The sequence below is a fragment of the Kitasatospora sp. NPDC048715 genome (genome assembly GCF_043198905.1).
GTDB lineage: Bacteria > Actinomycetota > Actinomycetes > Streptomycetales > Streptomycetaceae > Kitasatospora > Kitasatospora lactacystinica.
This window is the reverse complement of sequence record NZ_JBICVH010000015.1, coordinates 93528-114395: the sequence shown is the minus strand read 5'-3', so window position 1 is coordinate 114395 and position 20868 is coordinate 93528. Positions and strand designations below refer to the sequence as shown.

General features: G+C 74.9%; 20 protein-coding genes. 6 read left to right on the top strand and 14 right to left on the bottom strand.

Annotated features, from left to right (window positions below; all coding sequences use genetic code 11):
- Window positions 1–101: 101 nt before the first annotated feature.
- From ACGFSC_RS26885 to ACGFSC_RS26840, 10 genes are all read right to left on the bottom strand, one after another.
- Window positions 102–1070, bottom strand: a complete 969-nt coding sequence (locus ACGFSC_RS26885) for a transketolase C-terminal domain-containing protein (protein ID WP_359902571.1) — start codon at window positions 1068–1070, stop codon at window positions 102–104.
- Window positions 1067–2254 (bottom strand): thiamine pyrophosphate-dependent dehydrogenase E1 component subunit alpha, encoded by a 1188-nt coding sequence (locus ACGFSC_RS26880; protein WP_359902568.1) that lies wholly within the window; start codon window positions 2252–2254, stop codon window positions 1067–1069. The genes ACGFSC_RS26885 and ACGFSC_RS26880 overlap by 4 nt, the downstream gene beginning before the upstream one ends.
- Window positions 2251–4221 (bottom strand): 4-hydroxyphenylpyruvate dioxygenase, encoded by a 1971-nt coding sequence (hppD, locus tag ACGFSC_RS26875; protein ID WP_359902566.1) that lies wholly within the window; start codon window positions 4219–4221, stop codon window positions 2251–2253. Before hppD ends, ACGFSC_RS26880 begins: the two co-directional genes overlap by 4 nt.
- Before the next feature lie 139 nt (window positions 4222–4360).
- On the bottom strand, window positions 4361–5617 hold the full coding sequence (locus tag ACGFSC_RS26870; RefSeq protein WP_359902564.1) for a beta-ketoacyl-[acyl-carrier-protein] synthase family protein: 1257 nt from the start codon (window positions 5615–5617) through the stop codon (window positions 4361–4363).
- Window positions 5618–5690: 73 nt separating this feature from the next.
- Complete coding sequence (locus ACGFSC_RS26865) at window positions 5691–7307, bottom strand: class I adenylate-forming enzyme family protein (RefSeq protein WP_359902562.1); 1617 nt, start codon at window positions 7305–7307, stop codon at window positions 5691–5693.
- 190 nt (window positions 7308–7497) lie between these two features.
- Window positions 7498–8154, bottom strand: a complete 657-nt coding sequence (locus ACGFSC_RS26860) for a hypothetical protein (protein WP_359902560.1) — start codon at window positions 8152–8154, stop codon at window positions 7498–7500.
- Window positions 8155–8165: 11 nt separating this feature from the next.
- The gene (locus tag ACGFSC_RS26855; protein ID WP_359902558.1) at window positions 8166–9323 is read right to left on the bottom strand and encodes a beta-ketoacyl synthase N-terminal-like domain-containing protein; all 1158 of its coding nucleotides are present in this window, start codon (window positions 9321–9323) and stop codon (window positions 8166–8168) included.
- Window positions 9320–9586 (bottom strand): acyl carrier protein, encoded by a 267-nt coding sequence (locus ACGFSC_RS26850; protein ID WP_359902556.1) that lies wholly within the window; start codon window positions 9584–9586, stop codon window positions 9320–9322. The genes ACGFSC_RS26855 and ACGFSC_RS26850 overlap by 4 nt, the downstream gene beginning before the upstream one ends.
- Window positions 9583–9858 (bottom strand): phosphopantetheine-binding protein, encoded by a 276-nt coding sequence (locus ACGFSC_RS26845; protein ID WP_359902554.1) that lies wholly within the window; start codon window positions 9856–9858, stop codon window positions 9583–9585. The genes ACGFSC_RS26850 and ACGFSC_RS26845 overlap by 4 nt, the downstream gene beginning before the upstream one ends.
- Window positions 9859–9938: 80 nt before the next feature.
- Entirely contained in the window at window positions 9939–11378 is a 1440-nt protein-coding gene (locus ACGFSC_RS26840) for an AMP-binding protein (RefSeq protein WP_359902552.1), read from the bottom strand.
- Window positions 11379–11557: 179 nt separating this feature from the next.
- On the opposite strand from ACGFSC_RS26840, the gene ACGFSC_RS26835 reads away from it, so the two are divergent.
- From ACGFSC_RS26835 to ACGFSC_RS26820, 4 genes are all read left to right on the top strand, one after another.
- Entirely contained in the window at window positions 11558–12658 is a 1101-nt protein-coding gene (locus ACGFSC_RS26835) for an alpha-hydroxy acid oxidase (RefSeq protein ID WP_392864033.1), read from the top strand.
- A 97-nt stretch (window positions 12659–12755) separates the two neighbouring features.
- Window positions 12756–13532 (top strand): methyltransferase domain-containing protein, encoded by a 777-nt coding sequence (locus tag ACGFSC_RS26830; RefSeq protein ID WP_359902548.1) that lies wholly within the window; start codon window positions 12756–12758, stop codon window positions 13530–13532.
- Window positions 13533–13558: 26 nt separating this feature from the next.
- Window positions 13559–14494 carry an alpha/beta hydrolase gene (locus ACGFSC_RS26825; protein ID WP_359902547.1) on the top strand — a complete coding sequence of 312 codons (936 nt, stop codon included), beginning with the start codon at window positions 13559–13561 and terminating at the stop codon, window positions 14492–14494.
- Window positions 14491–15789 carry a PLP-dependent aminotransferase family protein gene (locus ACGFSC_RS26820; protein ID WP_359902545.1) on the top strand — a complete coding sequence of 433 codons (1299 nt, stop codon included), beginning with the start codon at window positions 14491–14493 and terminating at the stop codon, window positions 15787–15789. Before ACGFSC_RS26825 ends, ACGFSC_RS26820 begins: the two co-directional genes overlap by 4 nt.
- A gap of 97 nt (window positions 15790–15886) precedes the next feature.
- On the opposite strand, the gene ACGFSC_RS26815 is transcribed toward ACGFSC_RS26820, so the two are convergent.
- From ACGFSC_RS26815 to ACGFSC_RS26800, 4 genes are all read right to left on the bottom strand, one after another.
- Window positions 15887–16651, bottom strand: a complete 765-nt coding sequence (locus ACGFSC_RS26815) for an ABC transporter permease (RefSeq protein ID WP_359902542.1) — start codon at window positions 16649–16651, stop codon at window positions 15887–15889.
- Window positions 16652–16691: 40 nt separating this feature from the next.
- A complete protein-coding gene (locus ACGFSC_RS26810; protein ID WP_359902540.1) occupies window positions 16692–17675 on the bottom strand; it encodes an ATP-binding cassette domain-containing protein in 984 nt (327 codons plus the stop codon).
- A gap of 149 nt (window positions 17676–17824) precedes the next feature.
- Entirely contained in the window at window positions 17825–19060 is a 1236-nt protein-coding gene (locus tag ACGFSC_RS26805; RefSeq protein ID WP_359902537.1) for a glycosyltransferase, read from the bottom strand.
- Complete coding sequence (locus ACGFSC_RS26800) at window positions 19057–19320, bottom strand: hypothetical protein (protein ID WP_359902534.1); 264 nt, start codon at window positions 19318–19320, stop codon at window positions 19057–19059. The genes ACGFSC_RS26805 and ACGFSC_RS26800 overlap by 4 nt, the downstream gene beginning before the upstream one ends.
- 178 nt (window positions 19321–19498) lie before the next feature.
- Between ACGFSC_RS26800 and ACGFSC_RS26795 the strand changes: the two genes are divergently transcribed.
- Both ACGFSC_RS26795 and ACGFSC_RS26790 read left to right on the top strand, forming a co-directional pair.
- The gene (locus tag ACGFSC_RS26795) at window positions 19499–20431 is read left to right on the top strand and encodes a 3-oxoacyl-[acyl-carrier-protein] synthase III C-terminal domain-containing protein (RefSeq protein ID WP_359902531.1); all 933 of its coding nucleotides are present in this window, start codon (window positions 19499–19501) and stop codon (window positions 20429–20431) included.
- A gap of 145 nt (window positions 20432–20576) precedes the next feature.
- Window positions 20577–20867, top strand: a complete 291-nt coding sequence (locus ACGFSC_RS26790) for a phosphopantetheine-binding protein (protein ID WP_049653836.1) — start codon at window positions 20577–20579, stop codon at window positions 20865–20867.
- Window position 20868: the final 1 nt, after the last annotated feature.

Genomic DNA, 20868 nt, shown 5'->3' with positions numbered 1-20868 from the left:
ACGGGTCTACGGGGGTCTTGCGCGATCATCGTACGGTTTCTGGCGCGTACTCGTCAGTGATCTTTGTGATTCGATGCCGAACAGTTCGTGGACGGGTGCGGTCAGCGGTGCTTCAGCACGAGGCCGAGCGCGTGCCGCAGTTGCTCACGGCCGGGCTGGACGGCGCGGTCCAGGGCCGGGGCGAAGGGCAGCACGGCGCCGTCCGGGCGGGTGATCCGGCGGGGCGGGGCGATCAGGCGCATCTCCTCGGCGGCGGTGGCCAGCACCTCGGCGCCGAAGCCGCAGCTGCGGTTGGAGTCGTCCAGGACGACCAGTCGCCCGGTGCGCTCCAGCGAGTCGGCGAGCGCCTGCCAGTCGAAGGGGTACGCCGTGCGCGGGTCGAGGACCTCCACCGAGACGTCCGGCGCCAGCTCCTCGGCGACCGCGAGGGCGTCGTGCACCAGGTGCCCGAGGGCGACCACGGTGACGTCGGTGCCCGGCCGGTGGATCCGGGCCCGGCCCAGCGGGACGGGCACGAGGTCCCAGGTGACGGTCTCGCGCACCGGCATCGCGGCGGCGGGCGCGAACACCACGACCGGGTCCGGGTCGCGGATCGCCGAGCGCAGCAGCCCGTAGGCGTCGGTCGGGGTGGCGGGCACCACGGTCTTCACCCCGGCGTGCGCGAACAGGCTGTACGGATGGTCGGAGTGCTGCCCGGCCCAGCCGTCCCGGGAGCCCGAGCCGGGCACCAGGCAGGTCAGTGGGACGGTCGCCTGGCCACCGGTCATCAGCGAGAACTTGTGGGCCTGGTTCACGAGTTGCTCGAAGACCAGGAACAGCAGGGACGGGATCTGGAACTCCAGCACCGGACGCCGGCCGGCCAGCGCGGCGCCGACCGCCATCGAGGTGAAGGCCTGTTCGGACAGCGGGGTGTCGACGATCCGCCCCGGCCCGAAGCGGTCCAGCAGGCCGAGGGTCGGCCCGGCCAGACCGGCGCCGATGTCCTCGCCGAAGACGCAGACCGCCGGATCGGCGGCGAGTTCGTCGGCCAGCGCCCGGTTGAGCGCCTTGGTGTACGAGAGCCTGGTCACGGTGTCACCCCCGCCCGGGGCCGCAGCCCGTCGGCGTACAGGTGGTCCAGCGCCCCCGCCGGGTCCGGGTGCGCCGAGGCGAGCGCGAACTCCTCGGCGGCGGAGAGCTGTTCGGCCACCGCGCGGTCCAGGTCGGCGACCGTCGCGGGGTCGAGCAGGGCGGCGGCCCGGGGGAGCGGGTCGCGCTCGCGCCAGGCCCCGACCTCCTCCGGGGAGCGGTAGCGCAGTTTCATCCGGCGTTCCATGGTGTGGTGGCCCTCGTAGCGGTAGGTGCGGCAGACCAGGAAGCCGGGGCCGCGGCCGGTGCGGGCCCGTTCGACGGCGCGCAGCGCGGCGGTGCGAACGGCCTCGGTGTCCATGCCGTCCACCTCCTCGGCGGGGATGCCGAAGGCGGCCGCCCGGCCGGTGGCGCTGCCCGCGACGGCGGTGGCGGCGGGCAGGGTGGTGGCGTAGCCGTTGTCCTCGCAGACGAACAGCACCGGCAGGCGCCACATCGCGGCGAGGTTGAGCGACTCCAGCAGGACGCCCTGGTTGAGCGCGCCGTCGCCGAAGAAGGCCACCGCGACCGGGGTCCGGCCCGAATCGGGCCGCCCGGCGACGGGACCGTCGGCTGTCACCCGTTCGGCCGCCGACCGTTCGGGGGAGGAAGCGGCCCGGGCCGCCCAGGCGGCGCCGACGGCGATCGGGGCGCCGGCGCCCACCATGCCGTTGGCGCCGAGGATGCCCAGCGCGAAGTCGGCGGCGTGCATGGAGCCGCCCCGGCCGCCGTTCGATCCGTCGACCCGCCCGAGGAGCTCGGCGAGCAGCCGGTGCGGCGCGGTGCCCCTGGCGAGCACGTGGCCGTGGCCGCGGTGGGTGCTGGCGAGCCGGTCGTCGGGGCCGAGCGCCGAACAGACGCCCACCGCGACGGCCTCCTGCCCGATGTACGGGTGGATGCCGCCGGGGATCGCGCCGGACTTCACCAGGCCGAGCGCCAGCTCCTCGAAGCCGCGGATCAGCCGCAGCATCCGGTAGCGCTCGGCGGGGGTGTCCAGCGGGGCGGGGCGGGCCTGCGCGCCGGGGCGGGCCTGCGCACCAGGGCGGGCCCGCACATCGCGGCGGGCCCGTGCGTCGGGGAGGGCCTGCGCGCCGGGGCCTTCCGGCGGGCCGACGCCCTCGTCGGTCGTGCGTGCGGGAGCGGTCACGGCCGTCCCCGCCAGATCGCCGGGCAGAACAGCGGGTCCGCGTAGTCCGGCCGGTCGTCGTCCGTGCGGCGCACCAGCACGTCGTGGTTGTACACCACCGGCTCGCCGTCCGGCCGGTCGTGCCGGCGGTACTCGTTGGCGCTGTCCTGGAGGTGCAGCGAGATCGCCCGGCGCGGGTGGGAGGCCAGGTTGGGGCCGCTGCCGTGGTAGGTGCGGCAGTGGTGGAAGGACATGTGGCCGCGCGGGATCAGCATCGGCACCTTCCGCACCCGCTGCCCGTTGTGGGCGGCGTTGGCGGCCAGGATGTCCTCCAGCTCGGAGCCGTCGCGGTCGGCGAAGTGCCGGGTGGAGTCCTCGCCGGAGGGCAGCTCCCGCCAGCGGTGGCTGCCGTCGACCATGGTGATGGTGCCGTTCTCCTCGCGGCAGTCGTGGAACGGGATGAAGGCGGTGAGCATCTCGTCCGAGGTGCAGGTCTGCCAGTAGTGCTTGTCGAAGTGCCACGGCACCCGGTTGCTGGGCTCCTCGGGCACCGGGGGCTTGTAGATGAGCGTCGACTGGAAGATCCGGATCTCCTCGGTTCCGGCGAGCAGCGCGGCCACCGCGCCGATCAGCGGCTTGCGCAGGACCGCGCCGATCGCGTCGCTCTCGTAGTGCACGTAGTCGTTGTGCCGCTGGACCGGCCCGTCCTCGGGCCGCCAGGAGGCCAGCCGGGGCGGCCGGGCGGGCAGCTCGCGGTCGCGGTGGCCGGCGTAGTACAGCTCGGTGGCGGCCTGGAGGGTGTCCAGTTCCTCGTCGCTGAACAGCCTGCGGGAGAGGTACCAGCCGTGCTCGCGGTAGTGCGCCACCTCGTCGGGGGTGGGCAGCAGGGCGAGCTCGGCCTCGGTGAGCCGGAACTCGGAGGCTGCGGCCATCGGGAGGGCCTCCTTCGGATGCGCGGGGGAGGGCCGGTCGGCGGCGGTGGGCCGGGCGACGGCTGCGGGCCGGTCGTCGGCGGTGGGACTGTGCCGTTCGACGGCCTCGTAGAGGGCCTTGATGTTCGCGGTGCCGAAGGTACCCGCTCCCTGCCGTTCGATCAGTTCGAGGAAAAAGGTGCGCCGGGGGTGTGTCGAACGGGCGAAGATCTGGAACAGCTGGCCGCCGTGGTCCTGGTCGACCAGGACGTGCAGGTCGCGCAGGGTCGCCACCGGGATGGCCGTCCCGCCGAAGCGCTCGGTCAGGGCGTCGAAGTAGGCGTCCGGGGTGCTCAGGAACTCCACGCCGCGCTCCCGGGCGGTCCGGACGGCGCCGGTGATGTCGCGGGTGCTGAAGGCGAGGTGCTGGACGCCGGCCCCGCCGTGGGCGGCGAGGAACTCGTCGATCTGGCCGGGGCGGCGGGTGGTGTCGGGCTCGATCAGGGTGAAGGTGACGCCGCCGGAGGCGCTCTGCACCACCTTGGAGTCCATCGCCTGCTCGCCGACCTCGATGTACTCCTCGAAGATCGTGCGGAAGCCCAGGGCCGTCTCGCAGAACCGCACGGCGTCCGCGAGCGTGCCGGCCGGCAGGCAGATCGCGACGTGGTCGAGGTCCTCCAGCAGGCGGGGCTCCGGGGTGGGCCCGGCGTCCGGCAGTGGCACCAGGCGCAGTGCGGTGTCGCCGAAGCCCTCGATCAGGGCGCCGGCCCGGTCGAGCACCCGGGCGCCGTGCCGCTCGGCCCGTTCCAGCGCGGCGGCCGGGTCGGCGCAGCCGAGCGCGAGGACGGCCACGCCGTCCCCGTGCCGGGCGACGTACTCGGCCACCGGGTGCTCCGGGTCGGGGGCGGAGGTCAGCCGCAGCCGGATGGTGCCCTGGCGCAGCCCGACGGTGCGGGCGCCGTCGGGCGCGGTGGCCGGGGCGTCGACGGTGAAGCCGTGGTCGGCGCGGAGTCCGGCCGCGGTCTTGTCGGCGTCCGCGCAGTGGAACTCGACGTGGGTGATGGTCTGGATGGACAACGGGATCTCCCCCCGGAGGGAACGGTGGATCGGGGATCGGCGCGCGGGCCGCCGCGCGGCGGTGGGCGGCGGGCGGTCGCCGGCGCTCGGGCCACCGCCGGCGGGCGGCCACCCTCGGGCGACCGTTACTGGGCGACCGCTATCGGCCGGCCCGGGTGGAGGCCGGGCCGAGGATCAGGCTGAGGTTGTGGCCGCCGAAGGCGAAGGCGTTGCTCAGCGCGGCGCGCACCGGGGCGGATCGGGCGGCGCCCCGGACGTGGTCCAGGTCGCAGGCCGGGTCGGGGTCGGTCAGGTTGAGCGTCGGCGGCAGCGTCCCCCGCGCCACCGCCAGGGCGGTCACCGCCGCCTCCAGCGCGCCCGCGGCGCCGAGGAGGTGGCCGGTGGCGCCCTTGGTGGAGCTGACCGCGGGTGGCTGCGCGCCGAAGACGGCGCGCAGCGCGGCGGTCTCGGCCACGTCACCGAGCTTGGTGCCGGTGCCGTGGGCGTTCACGTAGTCGATGTCGCCCGGGGCCAGGCCCGCGTTGGCGAGTGCGGCGCGCATCGCGTCGGCGGCGCCGGTGCCGTCGGGGCGGGGCATGGTCGGGTGGTGGGCGTCGGTGGAGGCGCCCCAGCCGAGGACGTCCGCGTACCCGGCGGCACCGCGGGCCTCGGCGTGCTCGGCCCGCTCCAGGACCAGGACGGCGCTGCCCTCGCCCAGTACGAAGCCGTTGCGGCGGGTGTCGAAGGGCCGGCTGGCCTGCTCCGGTTCGTCCCAACCCTGCGCCAGGGCGCGGGCGTTGGTGAAGGCGGCGGCGATGGTCGGGTGCAGCGACGACTCGGTGCCGCCGCACACCACCACGTCGGCGTCCCCGGCCCGGATCAGCCGCAGCCCCTCGGCGATCGCCTGGGCGCCGGCCGCGCAGGCCGTCACCACGGCGGAGCTGTAGCCCCGGATGCCGTGCTTGATGGCGATCCGGGCGGCGGCCATGTTGGAGAGCATCCCGGGCAGCAGGTACGGGCTGACGCCGGGCCGGCCGCGTTCCAGCCGGCGGTGCGACTGCTGCTCGAAGGTCTCCAGTCCGCCGCCGCCGGTGGCCAGTACCACGGCGGTGCGGTGCGGGTCGGAGTCCCGGCCGACGGCCAGGCCGGCGTCGGCGAGCGCGTCGTCGGCGGCGGCCAGGGCGAGCAGCACGAAGCGGTCCACGCAGCGGGTCTCGGTGGGCGGCAGCACCTCCCGGCCGTCGACGACGGGGGCGATCCCGGCGGCGGGCAGCCAGCCGTGCGCGGGGTGGTCCTCGGGGACGGCCCGCAGGCCGGAGCGGCCGGTGACCAGCGCCTCGAACACCTCGGCGGGTCGGCGGCCGAGCGGGGAGAGCAGGCCGATGCCGGTGACGACGGCACCGGGGCGCGGGCTCATGCGCGGACCCCGTTCCGCTCGGCGGTCGCCTCGCGCGACGCGCATCCCTCGACGACGCGTTCGCTCCGCTCGCTCATGCGCCCACCGCCGCGAGGTGGATCTCCCGCAGCAGGACCTTGCGGACCTTGCCGGTCGGGCCGAGCGGGATGTCGTCGGGGGAGACCGCCAGCACCTTGCGGACGGTCGCGCCGACGGCCTCGTCCAGGGCGGCGACGACCGCCGCGGTGCGGTCGGCGGCCGGGTCGGCGTCCGCGGCGAGGAGCAGCAGCACGTCGGTGACCACGCGCTCGCCGTCCCGTACCGCGACCACCGTGCAGTCCAGCACGTCCGGGCAGGCGGCCAGCACCCGCTCCTCCGACATGGCCGTGAACAGCCGCTTGCCGCCGCCGAGTTCGACCGAGTCGACGGCCCGGTCCACGTGGTAGTAGTAGCCCTCCTCGTCCCGGTACATCAGGTCCCCGGTGAGGAAGCGGCCGCGCAGCCGGGTGCGGAAGGTGGTGGCCGAGTCGTTCCAGTAGCCGAGCGCCAAGGTGGGTGAGGCGGTGGCGAGTTCACCGACCTCGCCGGGGCCGAGCGGTTCGCCGTCCGGGCCGACCAGCTCGCAGTCGACGAAGGCGTGCGGGCGGCCGACGCAGCGGCCGTAGCGCTCGGTGCCGGGGCCGTGGGTGATGAAGAAGTGCGAGTGGCCCATCTCGGTGGAGCCGAGGCCGTCCACGAACAGCGAGCCGGGCAGCCGGGTGCGGCCGGCCCGGGTGACGGTCTCCCGGCTGCCGGTGGCGATCAGGCGGCGGATGTGCACCTCGTGGGCGCAGTCTCCGGTGTTCCACCAGAGCGCGACGGAGCTCAGGTCGCGGGCGGCGAGGTCGTGCCGGGCGAGGTCGGACCAGGTGGCGGCGAAGCCGATCACCCCGGTGGGCCGCCACCGCTCGACGGCCTCCAGCACGCCGTCGCCGGACTGCCGGGAGAGCACGGCGAGTTCGGTGTGCGAGCTGAGCGCGAGGTTGAGGGCGATCAGGGTGGCGGCGTGCGGGGCGGGCAGTGCGCTGAGCATCCGGTCCTGGCCCTGCGGGCGGGGCAGCCGCAGCCGGTGGCGGATCGCGGCGTACAGGCTGGCGTGCGAGTGGACGACGGCCTTGGGCATTCCGGTGGTGCCGGAGGAGTGGGTGATCGCCACCGGGTCGCCGGACCAGTGCCGGTACGGCTCGGGGGCGGCGTCCGGGTCGCCGGCGCCGAGGGTGGAGATCTCCGGAAGCAGCGGCGCGCCGGGGTCGTGGCCGGCCAGTGCGGCCAGGTGGGCGGGGTCGGCGAGGACGCCGGCCGCGCCGAGGCGGGCGATGTAGCGGGCGGCACGCTCGCCGTCCAGGTTGGGGTTGAGCAGGGCCGGGACGGCGCCGAGCCGGGCCAGGGCGAGGAAGGAGAGCACGTGGTCGGCGGCGTCGCTCGCGTACACCACGACGGGGTCGCGCCGGGTGATGCCCAGCGCGTGCAGCGCGGCGGCGCGGGCCCGGACGGCGCGGTCCAGCTCGCGCAGGGTGAAGGGCTGCCAGGCGGGGTGGTCGTCCACCGGGGTGTCGAAGCTGAGCAACGGCACGTCCAGGTCGAGCCCGAGCGCGATCCGGGCGGTCAGGACGTTGCCGGCGCCCACGTCGGGGTCGTCCGCGAGCTGGGTGCGGAGGCTGCGGATGGTCACGGGGGTGGATCCCTCCCTCGGGGCCGGTGGACGGCCCGGGCGGCTGATCGGGTGGCAGGGGCGGCCGCACGGGCGGCGGGTCCGGTCGGCCGCGCGTCGTCGGGCGGCGGATGTCGGGAGTGAGGCGGGGACGGGCGGGGGCGCTGGTGTGCCGGGTGCGGCTGCGTCAGGCGCCGGGCCTCGATGATTGCTACGGCCAGGGGCGGGCGGCCGGTTCAGTCCGTTCGGTTTCGGCCCGTTCGGGTTCAGTCCGTTCGGTTTCGGCCCGTCCGGGTTCGGTCCGTTCGGTTTCGGCCGGTTCGGTTTCGGCCCGTCCGGATTCCGTGGCCGGACCGGCGAGCAGGACGGCCGCGGCCAGGTCCCCGTCGGGCGTCTGCTCGGCGGCCACGGCCAGCACCCGGTCGGCGTCGCCGTCCTGGAGCAGCAGTGCGGCGAGTTCGAACGCCTCGGCGGGGACGCGGCCGGGTTCGGCCTCGGCCGGGCAGATCGCCACGACCGGGCCGGTCAGGCCCCAGCGCGCGGCGATGTGTCCGAGGACGGCGTTGGGGTTGGACTGGAAGAACAGCAGCGGGCCGGTCCGCTGCCCGGGTTCGGCGCTGCGCTCGATGGCCCGCGCGGTTTCGAGGTCGCCGCTCGCGCTGGCGAGCAGCAGGGCGGTCCGCCCGGGTGCGGGCGGCTCGCCGTGGTGGGCGCGCAGGCAGCGTTCGGCGGTGTCGGCGACCAGCGGATTGAAGCCGGAGGCGGAGAAGCCGGGCAGTGGTGGCGGGGGCCCGTCCGGGCCCGGTGCGGGGTGGCGGGCCTCGGCGAGGATCCGCAGTCCGTGGGTGTGGTCGGCAGGGGTGGTCATGGCGGTGGCTGTCATCCCGGGGCCAGCAGCAGCGCGGTGTTGGCGCCGCCGAAGGCGGAGTTGAGGCTGAGGGCGTACGGGGGGCGGGCGGCGCGCGGGCCGTCCAGGACGAGGTCCAGTGCGAGGTCCGGGTCCGGGCCGAGCCAGCCGGCGTTGACCGGGAGCAGTCCGGTGCCCAACGCGCCGATGGTGGCGGCGAGTTCGAGCAGCGCGGAGGCCTCCAGGGCGTGCCCGTGCACGGATTTGCTGGAGCTGACCGGCAGGCGGTCGGTGTGCGGGCCGAACACCCGCCGCAGGGCGTGGGCCTCGGCCCGGTCGGCGAGGGCGGAGCCGGTGCCGTTGGCGTTGACGTAGCCGACCTCGGCCGGGTCGGCGCCCGCGCGGGTGAGCGCGGCCCCGATCGCCCGGATCGCCCCGCCGCCCTCCGGGTCCGGGCGGCAGACGTGGTGGGCGTCCCCGGCCCGGCCCCAGCCGGCCAGCCGGGCGAGGGCGGGCGCGCCGCGGCGTTCGGCGGCCGGGGCGGACTCGACCAGGACGGCCGCGGCCGCGTCGGCGAGCAGGGTGCCGGTGCGGCCGGCGCTGAACGGGCGCGCCTCGCCGTCCCGGGCCAGCGCCCGTCCGGCGTCGAAGACCGCGAAGACGCCCGGTTCGACCAGGTGTCCGGCGGCGACCAGGATCCGCTCGTGCCGTCCGGCGGCCACCAGGGCGCCCGCGTCGGCGACGGCGGTCGCGGCGGCCACGCAGGCGCCGTTGTACACCCGGGTGACGCCCGGCGCGCCCCAGTCGGCGCGGACCCCGGCGGCCACCGCGGCGGCGGTCGCGCGGGTGCGCTCGTCGCTGTGCAGCGCTAGCAGCACGGGCGGTCCGGCGCCCTCGGCGGCGGTCAGTCCGGCCTGCCGGCAGGCCTGGCCGATCGCGTCGAGCACGGCCCTGGCCAGCGGAAAGGTGCAGGCCAGCGGCACGGTGGCGGGGAACAGCGCGGCCCGGGTGGTGCGGCGGGAGCTCACGTCGAAGCGGGTGACCGGGCCGAACAGGGACTTGCCGTGGGTGACGGCCTCGGTGAGCGGGGCGAGTCCGCGCCCGGCGGCGCTGAGCACCCCGACACCGGTGACGACCGGGTGGCCGGCCGTCCGGCCCGGTGGTCCGGTGCCCGTCCCGGCGGCGATCACGGCCGTGCGCCCGCGCGGTCGGCGAGGACGGCCTCGCGCAGCAGTTCGGCGGCGTCGTCGACGGTGCGCACCGCGCCGAAGCGGTCGTCGTCCAGGTCCAGTTGGAGCCCGTACCGCTGCTCGAACTCGGCGACGAGCCAGGTGAGTTCGAGCGACCCGAGGTCCTCCGGCACGGTGTCGACGGCGCGCTGCCCGAACGCCGCCAGCATGGTGAGGACCTCGGTCCGGTCCGGGAGGGCGTCGGGGAGCGGGGAGCCGGTCACGCGGCGCTGCCGGAGGTGGCGGCGAGGGCGTCGACCCGGCGGGTGACGTCGGCGGTGAACTCGTCCAGCGTCATCAGCGCGGTGGTCTCCATCTCGTCCAGGTCGAACTTGATCCCGAACTCGTCCTCGACCTGCACCGACAGGTCGGCGAGGGCGAGCGATTCGAGGTCCAGTCCGGCCGGGCCGAGGTCGGTGTCCCCGGTGACCTCGGAGACGTCGTACTGCATCTCGGCGAGTGCCGCCAGGACGAAGGCGCGGATGCGGTCCTGCATGGTGGTGGGCTCCTTGTCGGGGTGGTGGTGCGAAGGGATCGGGGTGCGGCCGGGTGCGGCCGGCCCGGTGGCGGGCGGGGTCAGCCTGCGGCGGGCCGGCCGGCGGCCGCGCTCTCGCGCAGGGCGGCCGGGTCGCGCAGCAGCTTTCCGGTGGCGGTGCGGGGGAGCCGGTCCAGCGGGGCGAGCCGGCGCGGCCGCTTGTAGGCGGCCAGCCGGCGGGCCAGCCCGTCCTGGACGGAGGCGAGGTCGGTCCCGGGTTCGGTGGCCAGGTAGGCCTCGATCGCGCCGCCGTCGAAGACCACCACGGCCTCGCGGACCTCGGGCAGCGCGGCGAGCGTCTGCTCGACCTCGGTGAGGTCGACCTTCAGTCCGCCGATCGAGACCTGGGAGTCCAGTCGGCCGAGCACGGTGACCAGACCGTCGGCGGTCAGCTCGGCGGCGTCCCGGGTGTGCAGCCAGCCGTCCGACCAGCGGGTCGGATCGTCCAGCCCGGGGTACGGGGAGGCCGCCGCGCCGATCTGCAACTCGCCCTTCACCAGGCGCAGTTCCATGCCGTGCACGGGTTGCTTGGCGGGGTGGAGCGTGCCGGAGAGGTCGGTGGCGATCACCCCGGTCTCGGTCATGCCGTACATGGTGCCGAGCGGGACGCCGTAGCGTTCGGTGAACAGCGCGGGCAGTCCCGGGCGGACGAGCTCGCCCGCCACGACCATCCGCCGCAGCCGGGGCAGCGGCGGGGGAGCGACCGTCCCCGCCAGCAGCTCGGCGTGGAAGGGTACCCCGATCACGGTGGTCGGCCGGTCGCTCGCGGCGACCTCGGCGAGGATGCCCGCCGCCGTCATCCGCTCCGGCACGGTGAGCGCGACCCGGGCGTGCAGGCTGTTGAGCAGCCCGCCGACCAGGCCGAGAACGTGCACCACCGAGGAGAGCAGGACGACCCGCTCGCCCTCGCCGGGGAACTCCACCAGCCTTCGGTAACAGTCGAGTTCGCGTAGTAGATCGGCCGCCGTGCGGGCGATGACCTTGGCCGGACCGGTGGATCCGGAGCTGAGCTGGATCAACGCGTGCCCGGTGCGGGCCGGGCGTCCGTCCGTCAACGGGACGGCCACCGGCTCGACTTCGGAGAAGCCGCGCAGGGCCGCCGCGGACCGATGGGCGGAGCCTACCAGCACCTGCGGGGTCAGCCGCGCCACCGCCGCGTCGATCTCGTGGTCGGTCAACCGGTGGTCGAGCAGTGCGACTTGGGCGCCGAGACGCCAGCATGCCAGCAGCACCGCGACGAACGCCACCGAGGGCGGCAGTCGCAGCGCCGCCGTCCCGCCGGGGCCGAGTCCGGCGGCCGCCAGTCGGTCGGACTGCTCCTCGACCAGGGCGCGCAGGGTGTCCCGGTCGAGCGGTGCGCCGAGGCGCAGGCACTCCTCGGTGCCGGGGCCGGCCAGCAGCAGCCGGTCGACCCAGGAGTCCGGGGCGTCGGAGTGCGGCAGGAAGGCAGCCGGAAGTACGGAGGGGGAAAAGCCGGTCAACGCGGCTCCACACAAGTGAGGGGATTTGACATGAACGCCGTTAACAAGTCAGAACGGCCAATTCCGTGGCCAGACCATGGCACAGACGTTTGGTCAAATCAAGGTCTATACCAATGTGGTCGTTGCTCCTACGCTGCCCAACCAGGACCGGCCCGCGCGTGGCCGTCCTGGAACGAGGAATGCCCGTGAGAGTTCTCACGTCGGCCGGGATCGAGCGCGCGGCGCGCGACCGACTCCCAACGGAAATCTGGGATTTCATCGAAGGCGGCAGCGATGCGGAACGCACCCTGGCGGCCAACCGGCAGATGTTCGGACGCCATGCGCTGCGTCCGCGCACGCTGGTCGACGTCTCCGTCTGCGACGCGGCACTGACCCTGCTCGGCGCACCGCTGCGCCTCCCGCTCGGGATCGCCCCGATGGCCTACCACCGGCTGGTCGACCCGGAGGGCGAGACCGCCACCGCGCGCGCCGCCGGACGGGCCGGAGCCCTGCTGGTCGCCGCGATGTTCGCCAGCCGCACCCTGGAGGAGATCGCCGCGGCCGCCACCGGCCCGCTCTGGCTCCAGCTGTACTGGCTGCGCGAACGCGCCGCCCTCGCCGCCCTGGTGGAGCGCGCCGAGGCGGCCGGCTACCGCGCACTGGTGCTGACGGTGGACGCTCCCAGGATCGGCCGTCGGCTGCGCGACCTGCGCAACGGCTTCGCCGTCCCGCCCACCGTCCGGGCGGTCAACCTGGACCGGTCCCTGATGTCCGCCAGCCACCGCGCCGCCGGCGGCGGTTCGGGCATCGCCGAGCACGCCCGCGAACAGTTCGACCCCACCCTGAGCTGGACCGATCTGGCCTGGCTGCGCGAACGCACCCGGCTGCCGCTGGTCCTCAAGGGCGTCCTCACCGCCGAGGACGCCCGGCTGGCCGTCGAGCACGGCGTCGACGCCCTCCTGGTCTCCAACCACGGCGGACGCCAACTCGACGGGGCGGTACCGGCCCTGGCGGCACTCCCGGACGTGGTCGAGGCGGTGCCCGCCGACCTGCCGGTGCTGTTCGACGGCGGCGTGCGCAGCGGCACCGACCTCGCGATCGCCCTCGCCCTCGGCGCCCGCGCCGTGCTGATCGGCCGCCCCGCGCTCTGGGGCCTGGCCGCCGGCGGCGAGGCCGGGGTGCACCGGGTGCTCGACCTGCTGCGCGAGGAACTGGAGCACACCATGGCCCTGTTGGGCCGCCCCCGGCTCGCCGACCTGGACCGCACGGTCCTCGCCCCCTGGCCCTTCCCGGCCGGCTGACACCGCACCCGCGCGGTCCTTCGTCCGCTTCGCACCCGCGCGGCCCTTGAACCGCGCCGCCCCCGAACCGCGTTCTTCCCACCAGGAGGTCCGACACATGACCGAGCAGAGCGAGCGATTCCCGGGCTGGGACTGGGACGACCCGGACGGGCTGGCCCCCCGACTGGACGCCTTCAGCGAACAGGTCGCCACCTGCGAGAAGCTCGAAGCGCATCCGGGCGGGCTGCCGCGCGACCACGCGGGCCTGAGCGAACTCGGCATCACCGGCATCGAGTTCGCCGCCTTCCGGACCGCCCACCCGCAGGGGCTCGGCACCGACCTCGCCACCCTGCGCAGCCCCGACACCGCCACCGAGCCCGGCACCCTCTACCGGGTCGACGGCGACCGCTGGTTCACCCGGCTCGACATCGCCGAACCGCTGCCCTTCGCCGACGCCAGCGTCGACTGGGTGTACGCCGAGCACCTGATCGAGCACGTCACCATGCCCGTCGCCGTCGGCTGGCTGCGCGAGGCCCGCCGGGTGCTGCGCCCCGGCGGCGTCCTGCGCCTGACCACCCCCGACCTCGCCCGCTACCTGGTCGGCTACGCCACCGGCGACGGCTTCCTCGCCAAGCACCGGCGCCGGCTGACCACCCTCGGCTTCGGCCCGCCGATGCCCGCGCGTCCGGCCTTCCTGGTGAACCAGATCTTCCGGCACTTCGGGCACCAGTGGATCTACGACCTGGACGAACTGCGGCATGTCCTCACCCGGGCCGGCTTCGACCCCGGGAGGATTCGCCCGTGCGCCTACCGGCAGGGCACCCGGCCGGACGTCGCCGACCTCGACACGGCCTTCCGCACCGACGAGACCGTCTACGTCGAGGCAGACCGCTGAGCCCTCCGCACCGAATGGATCCGCCCATGCCCCTGCACCCCCAGGCCGAAGCGCTGCGCACCAGGCGCGCCGGCAGCGGTGCCCCGCCGCTCTACACCCTCAGCCTCGCCGAGGCCCGTGCCGCCGACCTCGCGGACATCCGCGCGGCGGCCGGCACCCCCGAACCGGTCGCCGCCGTCGAGGAGTACCGCATCCCCGGTCCCGGCGGCGAACTCGCGCTGCGGCTCTACCGCCCCGAGCCGCCCGGCCGCCGGCTGCCCGCCCTGCTCTACCTGTTCGGCGGCGGCTGGACGCTCGGCTCGCCCGACACCAGCGACGCGATCTGCCGCCGGCTCACCAACGCCGTCGGCTGCGTCACCGCCTCCGTCGGCTACCGGCTCGCCCCCGAACACCCCTTTCCCGCGGCGCTGCACGACTGCCGCGCCGCACTGCTGCAACTCGTCGAAAGGGCGGCGGAGTTCGGCATCGACCCGGACCGGATCGCGGTCGGCGGCGACAGCGCCGGCGGCAACCTCACCGCCGCGCTCACCCTGCTGCTGCGCGCCGAGGGCGGCCCCGCCCTGCGCCACCAACTGCTGGTCTACCCCAACACCGACCACGGCGCCGACACCCCCTCGCTGCGCGCCCACGACGACCCGGCACTGTTCAACCGCCGCTCGGTGGCCTGGTACTGGGGCCACTACCTGGCCGACGAGGGCGACGGCGCCAGCCCGTACGCCTCCCCGCTGCGCGCCGCCACCCTGGCCGGCCTGCCGCCCGCGACCGTCCTGACGGCCGAGTACGACCCGCTGCGGGACGAGGGCGAGCAGTACGCCGAGGCGCTGCGCGCCGCCGGGGTCCCGGTGGACCTGCGCCGCTACCAGGGCATGCCGCACGGCTTCTTCGCCATGACCGGCACCCTGGACGCCGCCGCCGAGGCCCAGGACTTCGCGGCCGAGCGCCTCCGGGAGGCGCTGCGATGACGATCCCGTTGAGCGACCTGCACGCCTCCCTGGCCGATCCGCTGCTGGACGCGATGACCTTCCTCAACGAGGTCACCACCCGCTACCCGGAGGCGGTCTCCTTCGCCCCCGGCCGCCCCTACGAGGGCTTCTTCGAGCCCCAGGACGTCCCGGCGTACCTGGAGACCTACCTCGCCCACCTGGCCGACCGCGGCCTGGACCGGGACGCGGTGCGCACCGCGCTGTTCCAGTACGGTCCGACCAAGGGCATCATCAACGAGCTGATCGCCCGCACGCTGGCCCACGACGAGGGCCTGACCGTCGACCCCGCGGCCGTGGTGGTCACGGTCGGCGCCCAGGAGGGCATGCTGCTGACGCTGCGCGCCCTGTGCGCCGGCCCGGACGACGTCCTGCTGGTCAGTTCGCCCTGCTACGTCGGCGTCACCGGCGCCGCCCGGCTGCTCGACCTGACCGTCCGCCCCGTCCCCGAGGGCCCGGACGGCGGCCCCGACCCGGCGGCGCTCCGGGAGGCCGCCCGCGCGGTGCGGGCCGAGGGACGCCGTCCGCGCGCCTTCTACGTCGTCCCGGACTTCGCCAACCCCTCCGGCACCAGCATGCCGGTCCCGGCCCGCGCCGGGCTGCTGGAGGCGGCGGCCGAGGAGGGCGTGCTCGTCGTCGAGGACAACCCGTACGGCTTCTTCTCCCGCACCCCGGGGCTGCGGCCCACCCTCAAGGCGCTGGACCGCCGCCGCCAGGTCGTCCACCTGGGCTCCTTCGCCAAGACCTGCTTTCCCGGGGCCCGCCTCGGCTACGTGGTCGCCGACCAGGAGGTGACCGGCCCCGACGGCCGGCGCAGCCTCCTCGCGGACGAGCTGGCCAAGCTGAAGAGCATGACGACGGTCAACACCCCGGCGCTCAGCCAGGCCGTCATCGGCGGCATGCTGCTGACCCACGACTGCCGCCTGCGGGCCGCCAACGCCCGTGCCACGGCCCACTACGCGGCCGGCCTGGACACCCTGCTGCGGGAGCTGGACCGGCACTTCCCGGCCTCCGTGCGGAACCGGCTGGGCATCTCCTGGACCCGGCCGGACGGCGGCTTCTTCGCGGTGCTGACGGTGCCGTTCGTCGCCGACGAGGCCGCCATGGAGCGCTGTGCCCGCGAGCACGGGGTGCTCTGGACACCGATGGCGCCGTTCTACCCGGCGGGCGGTGGCGAGCAGCGGCTGCGGCTGTCCGTCAGCTCGCTGACGCAGGCGCAGATCATCGACGGCGTGGCGAGGCTGGCGGCCTTCGTGACGGCCTTCGTGACGGACTGAGAGCCCGCGCGGAACGGCGGGGGCGCGGAACGGCGGGGGCGCGGAACGGCGGAGGGGCCCGGCTCGTGGTGAGCCGGGCCCCTCCGCCGTTCGCCGGTCAGCGCACCCGGGTGGAGAACAGCCGGGCCGACCAGTACACCGCCAGGACGGTCATCACGACGACCACCAGCAGTCCCTGCCACACCACGCTGTCCCCGGCGTGCCCGGAGAACAGCGCGCGCATGCCCTCCACGGCCCAGTAGAAGGGGTTCCACCTGGCCGCCTGCTGCAGCCACCCGGGTGCCAGGGTGAGCGGCAGCAGCACCCCCGACAGCAGCGCGATCGGCTGCGCGATGGTGTTGACCACCGGCGACATCGCCGCGTCGGTCGGCACCATCAGCGCGATGCCGTAGGAGATCGCCGAGGTCATCAGCGCCAGCAGGCCCAGCAGCAGGTAGGCGAGCAGCAGGTTCAGCGGGTTCACCCGCAGCCCGAACGGCAGCGCGATAAGGGTGATCAGGACGGCCTGCACCAGCAGCGCCACCATCTCCCGCAGAGCCCGTCCCAGCAGCAGCGCCAGCCGGCTCACCGGGGTCACCCGGGAGCGCTCGATGATGCCGGCCCTGAGCTCGCCGAGCAGGCTGAAGCCGGTGAACAGTCCGCCGAAGATGCACAGCACCGCCAACAGGCCCGGCACGTACACCTGGTAGGCGTCGGCGTAGCTGCCGGCGCCCTGCGGGGTGAGCACCTTCTTCAGCAGCGGGGCGAACAGCAGGAGGTAGAACACGGGCTGGATGATGCCGACGGCGATCCAGATCGGGGTGCGGATCATGAGCAGCAGCTGGCGCTGGAAGACCAGCCAGGTGTCGCGGGCGAGCTTCACGGTCTCCCCAGGGGGTTGTGCGGGTCCGGGCGGTACGGGGTCAGGACTGCTGCAGCGAGCGGCCGGTGCGGGCCAGGAACACGTCGTCCAGGCTGGGCCGTTGGAGCTGCACGGTGCCGGGCGTCACGCCCGCCGCGTCCAGGGCGCGCAGCAGCCGGGGAATGGCGGCGGCGCCGTCCTTCAGGTACAGCCGCAGCCCCTCGTCGCCGTTCTGCTCCAGCCGGTGCAGGTACGGCTGCGCGCGCAGCACCTCGGCGGCCCGCTCGAAGGCGGCCTCCGCGGCGTCCGCGGTGTCCAGCCCGACCAGGACGACGTCGCCGGAGATCTCGCGCTTGAGCGCCTCGGGGGTGCCCTCGGCCACGACCCGGCCGTGGTCGACGATGGCGACCCGGTCGCAGAGCGCGTCGGCCTCGTCCAGGTAGTGGGTGGTGACGACCACCGTCATGCCCCCGGTGCGCAGCCGGCGGATCTCCTCCCAGACGTGCGCCCGGCTGGCCGGGTCCAGTCCGACCGTGGGCTCGTCCAGGAACAGCACCCGGGGCTGGTGGATCACCCCGAGCGCGATGTCCACCCGGCGGCGCTGGCCGCCGGAGTAGGTGGCGCACGGGCGGTCGCCGAACTCGGCCAGGTCGAAGGCCTTGAGCGCGTCCGCGGCGGCCTGGACGGCCTGCGCCTTGGCCGCGCCGTACATCCGGGCCTGGAGGACCAGTTCCTCGCGGCCGCTGACGTGGTCGGTGGTGCCGCCGCCCTGGGCGACGTAGCCGATCCGGCGGCGGACCCCGGCGGGGTCGGTGAACAGGTCGGCTCCGGCGATGGTGGCCCGTCCTCCGTCCGGGCGGATCAGGGTGGCCAGCATGCGCAGGGTGGTGGTCTTCCCCGCGCCGTTGGGGCCGAGGAAGCCGTAGATCTCGCCGGCGGCGACCGACAGGTCGATGCCGCGGACGGCGTCGACGGTGGGGTTCTCGCCGCTGCGGCGGGAGGTCTTCTTGCGGTAGGACTTGCGCAGTCCCGCGGTCTCGATCAACCGGAACTCCCGTGCGGGGATGGGCTGCCACGGCACCTGGAAAGGCGGGGCTCGGCACCTGCGGAGGGCGGTGCCGCTGCGACACCCTAGGGCGAACCCCGCCCCGGAAACAATGGCCTAGACCAATGGACGTACCCTCGGCCGGTCTGCTAAGGGGCGGCGGTTCCGGGCCGGGTCGGGGCGGTTCCGGGGGTGGATCGGGGGCGGTCCGGGGGTGGGACGAGCCCGGTCCGGCCCGCTCGGCCGAGCACCTCCAGCCGGTCCGCCGCGGCCACCGCACCGCCCCCGGCGAGCAGTCGGCTCCCGACCTGAACCGCCCGCTCCCGGTGGGCCGTGGAGTCGAGGACGGCCCGCAGCGCGTCCGCCAGCCGCACCGAGGTGACGCGCGCGAACGGCACCCGCAGCCCCGCGCCCGCCGCCGCCACCTGGCCGGCCACGATCGGCTGGTCGTGCCGGATCGGTGCGGTGACCAGCGGCAGTCCGTGCGCCAGGGCCTCGCCCACGGTGTTCATCCCGCCGTGGCAGAGCACCGCGTCCAGCTCGCCGCGCGCCATCAGCTCCAGCACCGGCGCCCGCCCCACCGCGACGGCCCGGGAGGGGAGTTCGGGCAGCAGCTCGCTCGGCGCGGCGAACACCGGCTGCACCTCGTCACCGCACAGCTCCAGCGCCCGGACGGACCGGGCGAGGAAGTCCGCGCCCAGCCCGCCGGCCAGGGTCCCCATGGTGACCAGCACCCGGCGCCGGCCGGGCAGCAGCCGCTCCCACGGGAAGTCCGGATCGTGCGGCCGCGCCGGGATCACCGGCCCGACGAGCGCGTGCTCCGGCGGCGGGGTCGAGCCGGTCAGGGCCGGACCGGTGGTCGCCAGGACCAGGGCGGGGGAGAAGCGCGGGTCCAGGTACTCCTCCGCGGGCAGCCCGGCGCGTTCCCACAGCCCCCGCAGCAGCCCGGTCATCCAGGCCTCGACCTGCGGCAACGCCCGGTAGGGGCGCCCCAGTTCCATCGCCCCGGGCGCGAAGGACGCCCACGGCAGGCCGTGCCGGTGCGCGACCAGCGCGCCCGCCGGAGTGTGCTGGTCGACCAGCAGCACGTCCGGCCGCCACTCCCGCACGACGGCGTCCAGCGGCTTCAGCGTGAACCTGGTGTACGGGACGATGAAGCCCTCCCAGAGCGAGCGCAACGCGGCCAGCCCGTGCCCGCCCTGGGCCCGGAACGCCCGGGTACCGGTGCCGAGCACCCGGGCCTGCGGCCCGAGCAGCGGGCGCAGCACCGATTCGGTGCCGGTCCAGGCGACCTGGTGGCCGCGTGCGGTCAACTCGGCGGCGATGCCGGCGGCCGGGTTGACGTGGCCGGTCAACGGCGGCATCACCAGGAGGAACCGGGTCATCGTGCGCCCTCCTCGGGGAGCAGTCGCTGGACGTCGGCGACGGTCAGGGCCTCCAGGGCGGCCAGGTCGAGCCCGGCGCGCAGCGCGGCCAGGTCGGCCTGCGGGCCGAAGCGCCCGCGCAGCCGGTCGGCCAGTTCGGCGAGTTCGTCCTCGTCCAGCAGCAGGTCGCCGTCCAGCCGGGCCTCCGGAGTGACGTGACGCGCCCAGCCGGGCGGCGCACCGGCCACCTCGACCAGCAGGGCCACCAGATCCTGGTTCAACGGGGCTCCGGGGTAGGGGGGTTCAGGGTTCGACATGAGAGATCTCCCACCTGCTCGACGGCACGGGGGTGAACGCGGCCGCGCCGGGGGGAAGTTGACCGGCTTCCGGGGAGCGGCGGCGACGGAGGGGGCCCGAGATCACTTGTGCGACCCGGCGGGCGTCGGAATACTAGCCCGGGTGACCGCACTGGAGGCAGTGGCCGTCCACCTCCCCCCGCACGCCGTTCCCATCGAGGCTGTGGGCGAGCTCATCGGCCTGACCCCACGTCAACTCCGTCTCTTCCGCCGCTTCCACGGCCTGGACCAGCTGCGCCTGGATCCGACCGGGACGCTGCCCGACCTGCTCGACGCCGCCCTGGACAACCTGCCGGAGCTGCGTGGACGCGAACCCGACATCCGCTTCGTGATCCACGCCCGCAGCATGCCAGTGGCGGTGCCCCATCCGCTCAACCCGCTGCACGACCTGCTCGACGCCCGTGGACTGGCGCACGCCAACGCCTTCACGGTGACCCACCACGCCTGCGCGGTGGGCCTGCTGGCCATCGACCTGGCCGGCAGGCTGCTCGCGGACGAACCCGACCCGGCGGCGCTCGCCCTGGTGCTGACCGGCGAGAAGACCTTCACCAGGGACGCCCAGGTGGTGCCCGAGACCGGCATCTTCGCCGAGGGCGCCGCCGCCTGCCTGGTCAGCGCCGGTGGCGAGCGCCACCGGATGCTCTCCTTCGTGGTGCGCCAGCGCCCGGAGTTCGACGGCCGGCTGGCCGAGGACCCGGACCTGCTCGCCCGCTACCAGCGCGAGTACCCGAACGTGATGGTGGAGGCGATCGAGGCCGCCCTGGACCAGGCCGGTCTGGACCTCTCCGACCTGGCCGCGATCCTGCCGCACAACGTCAACCAGGCGTCCTGGCGGATGATCGCGCGCCGGATCGGCTATCCGGTCGAGAAAGTCGTGCTGGACAACGTGCGGTCGGTCGGGCACAGTTTCGCCTCGGACAGCCTCATCAATCTCCACACCGCCACCACGCGGGGGCTGCTCCGCCGCGGCGACCACTACCTGATCGCCGCCGCCGGTGTCGGAGCGACCTTCTCCGCGATGGCGATGCGGTACTGACGGTCCGCCGGCCACCGGCCGCCGATGCCGCCGAATCCGCCGGCCGCCGTCCGCACGGTGACGCCGGATTCCCACACCACCCAGAGCCCCGGGGCGCCTGCAAGCCCCGGAGCACACATCCCACGTACGACGGGACGGGACACCCATGTCAGAAGCCGCGGTCCAGACCACCGACCCCGAACTGCGCGAGCGCATCCTGCACGGCATCGGCGAGCTCCTGCCGCGCGTCCTCAAGCGCGAACTGCCCGAGATCCCGCAGGACGCCTGCCTCTTCGACGACCTCGGCCTCACCTCGGCCGGCACCATCGAGCTGATCCTGGAGCTGGAGGAGTCGCTCGACATCCAGGTGGACGTCGAGCAGATCACCGAGGACGACCTGCGGTCGGTCACCAGGCTGGCCGACTACGTCGCCGGGCACGTCATCCCCGAGGACTGAC

Coding starts and splice junctions, on each gene's coding strand:
- ACGFSC_RS26830 (WP_359902548.1), top strand. CDS start 12,756: ATGACCGAGCAGAGCGAGCGATTCCCGGGCTGGGACTGGGACGACCCG.
- ACGFSC_RS26870 (WP_359902564.1), bottom strand. CDS start 5,617: ATGAGCCCGCGCCCCGGTGCCGTCGTCACCGGCATCGGCCTGCTCTCC.
- ACGFSC_RS26805 (WP_359902537.1), bottom strand. CDS start 19,060: ATGACCCGGTTCCTCCTGGTGATGCCGCCGTTGACCGGCCACGTCAAC.
- ACGFSC_RS26845 (WP_359902554.1), bottom strand. CDS start 9,858: ATGCAGGACCGCATCCGCGCCTTCGTCCTGGCGGCACTCGCCGAGATG.
- ACGFSC_RS26835 (WP_392864033.1), top strand. CDS start 11,558: ATGCCCGTGAGAGTTCTCACGTCGGCCGGGATCGAGCGCGCGGCGCGC.
- ACGFSC_RS26825 (WP_359902547.1), top strand. CDS start 13,559: ATGCCCCTGCACCCCCAGGCCGAAGCGCTGCGCACCAGGCGCGCCGGC.
- ACGFSC_RS26820 (WP_359902545.1), top strand. CDS start 14,491: ATGACGATCCCGTTGAGCGACCTGCACGCCTCCCTGGCCGATCCGCTG.
- ACGFSC_RS26860 (WP_359902560.1), bottom strand. CDS start 8,154: ATGACCACCCCTGCCGACCACACCCACGGACTGCGGATCCTCGCCGAG.
- ACGFSC_RS26790 (WP_049653836.1), top strand. CDS start 20,577: ATGTCAGAAGCCGCGGTCCAGACCACCGACCCCGAACTGCGCGAGCGC.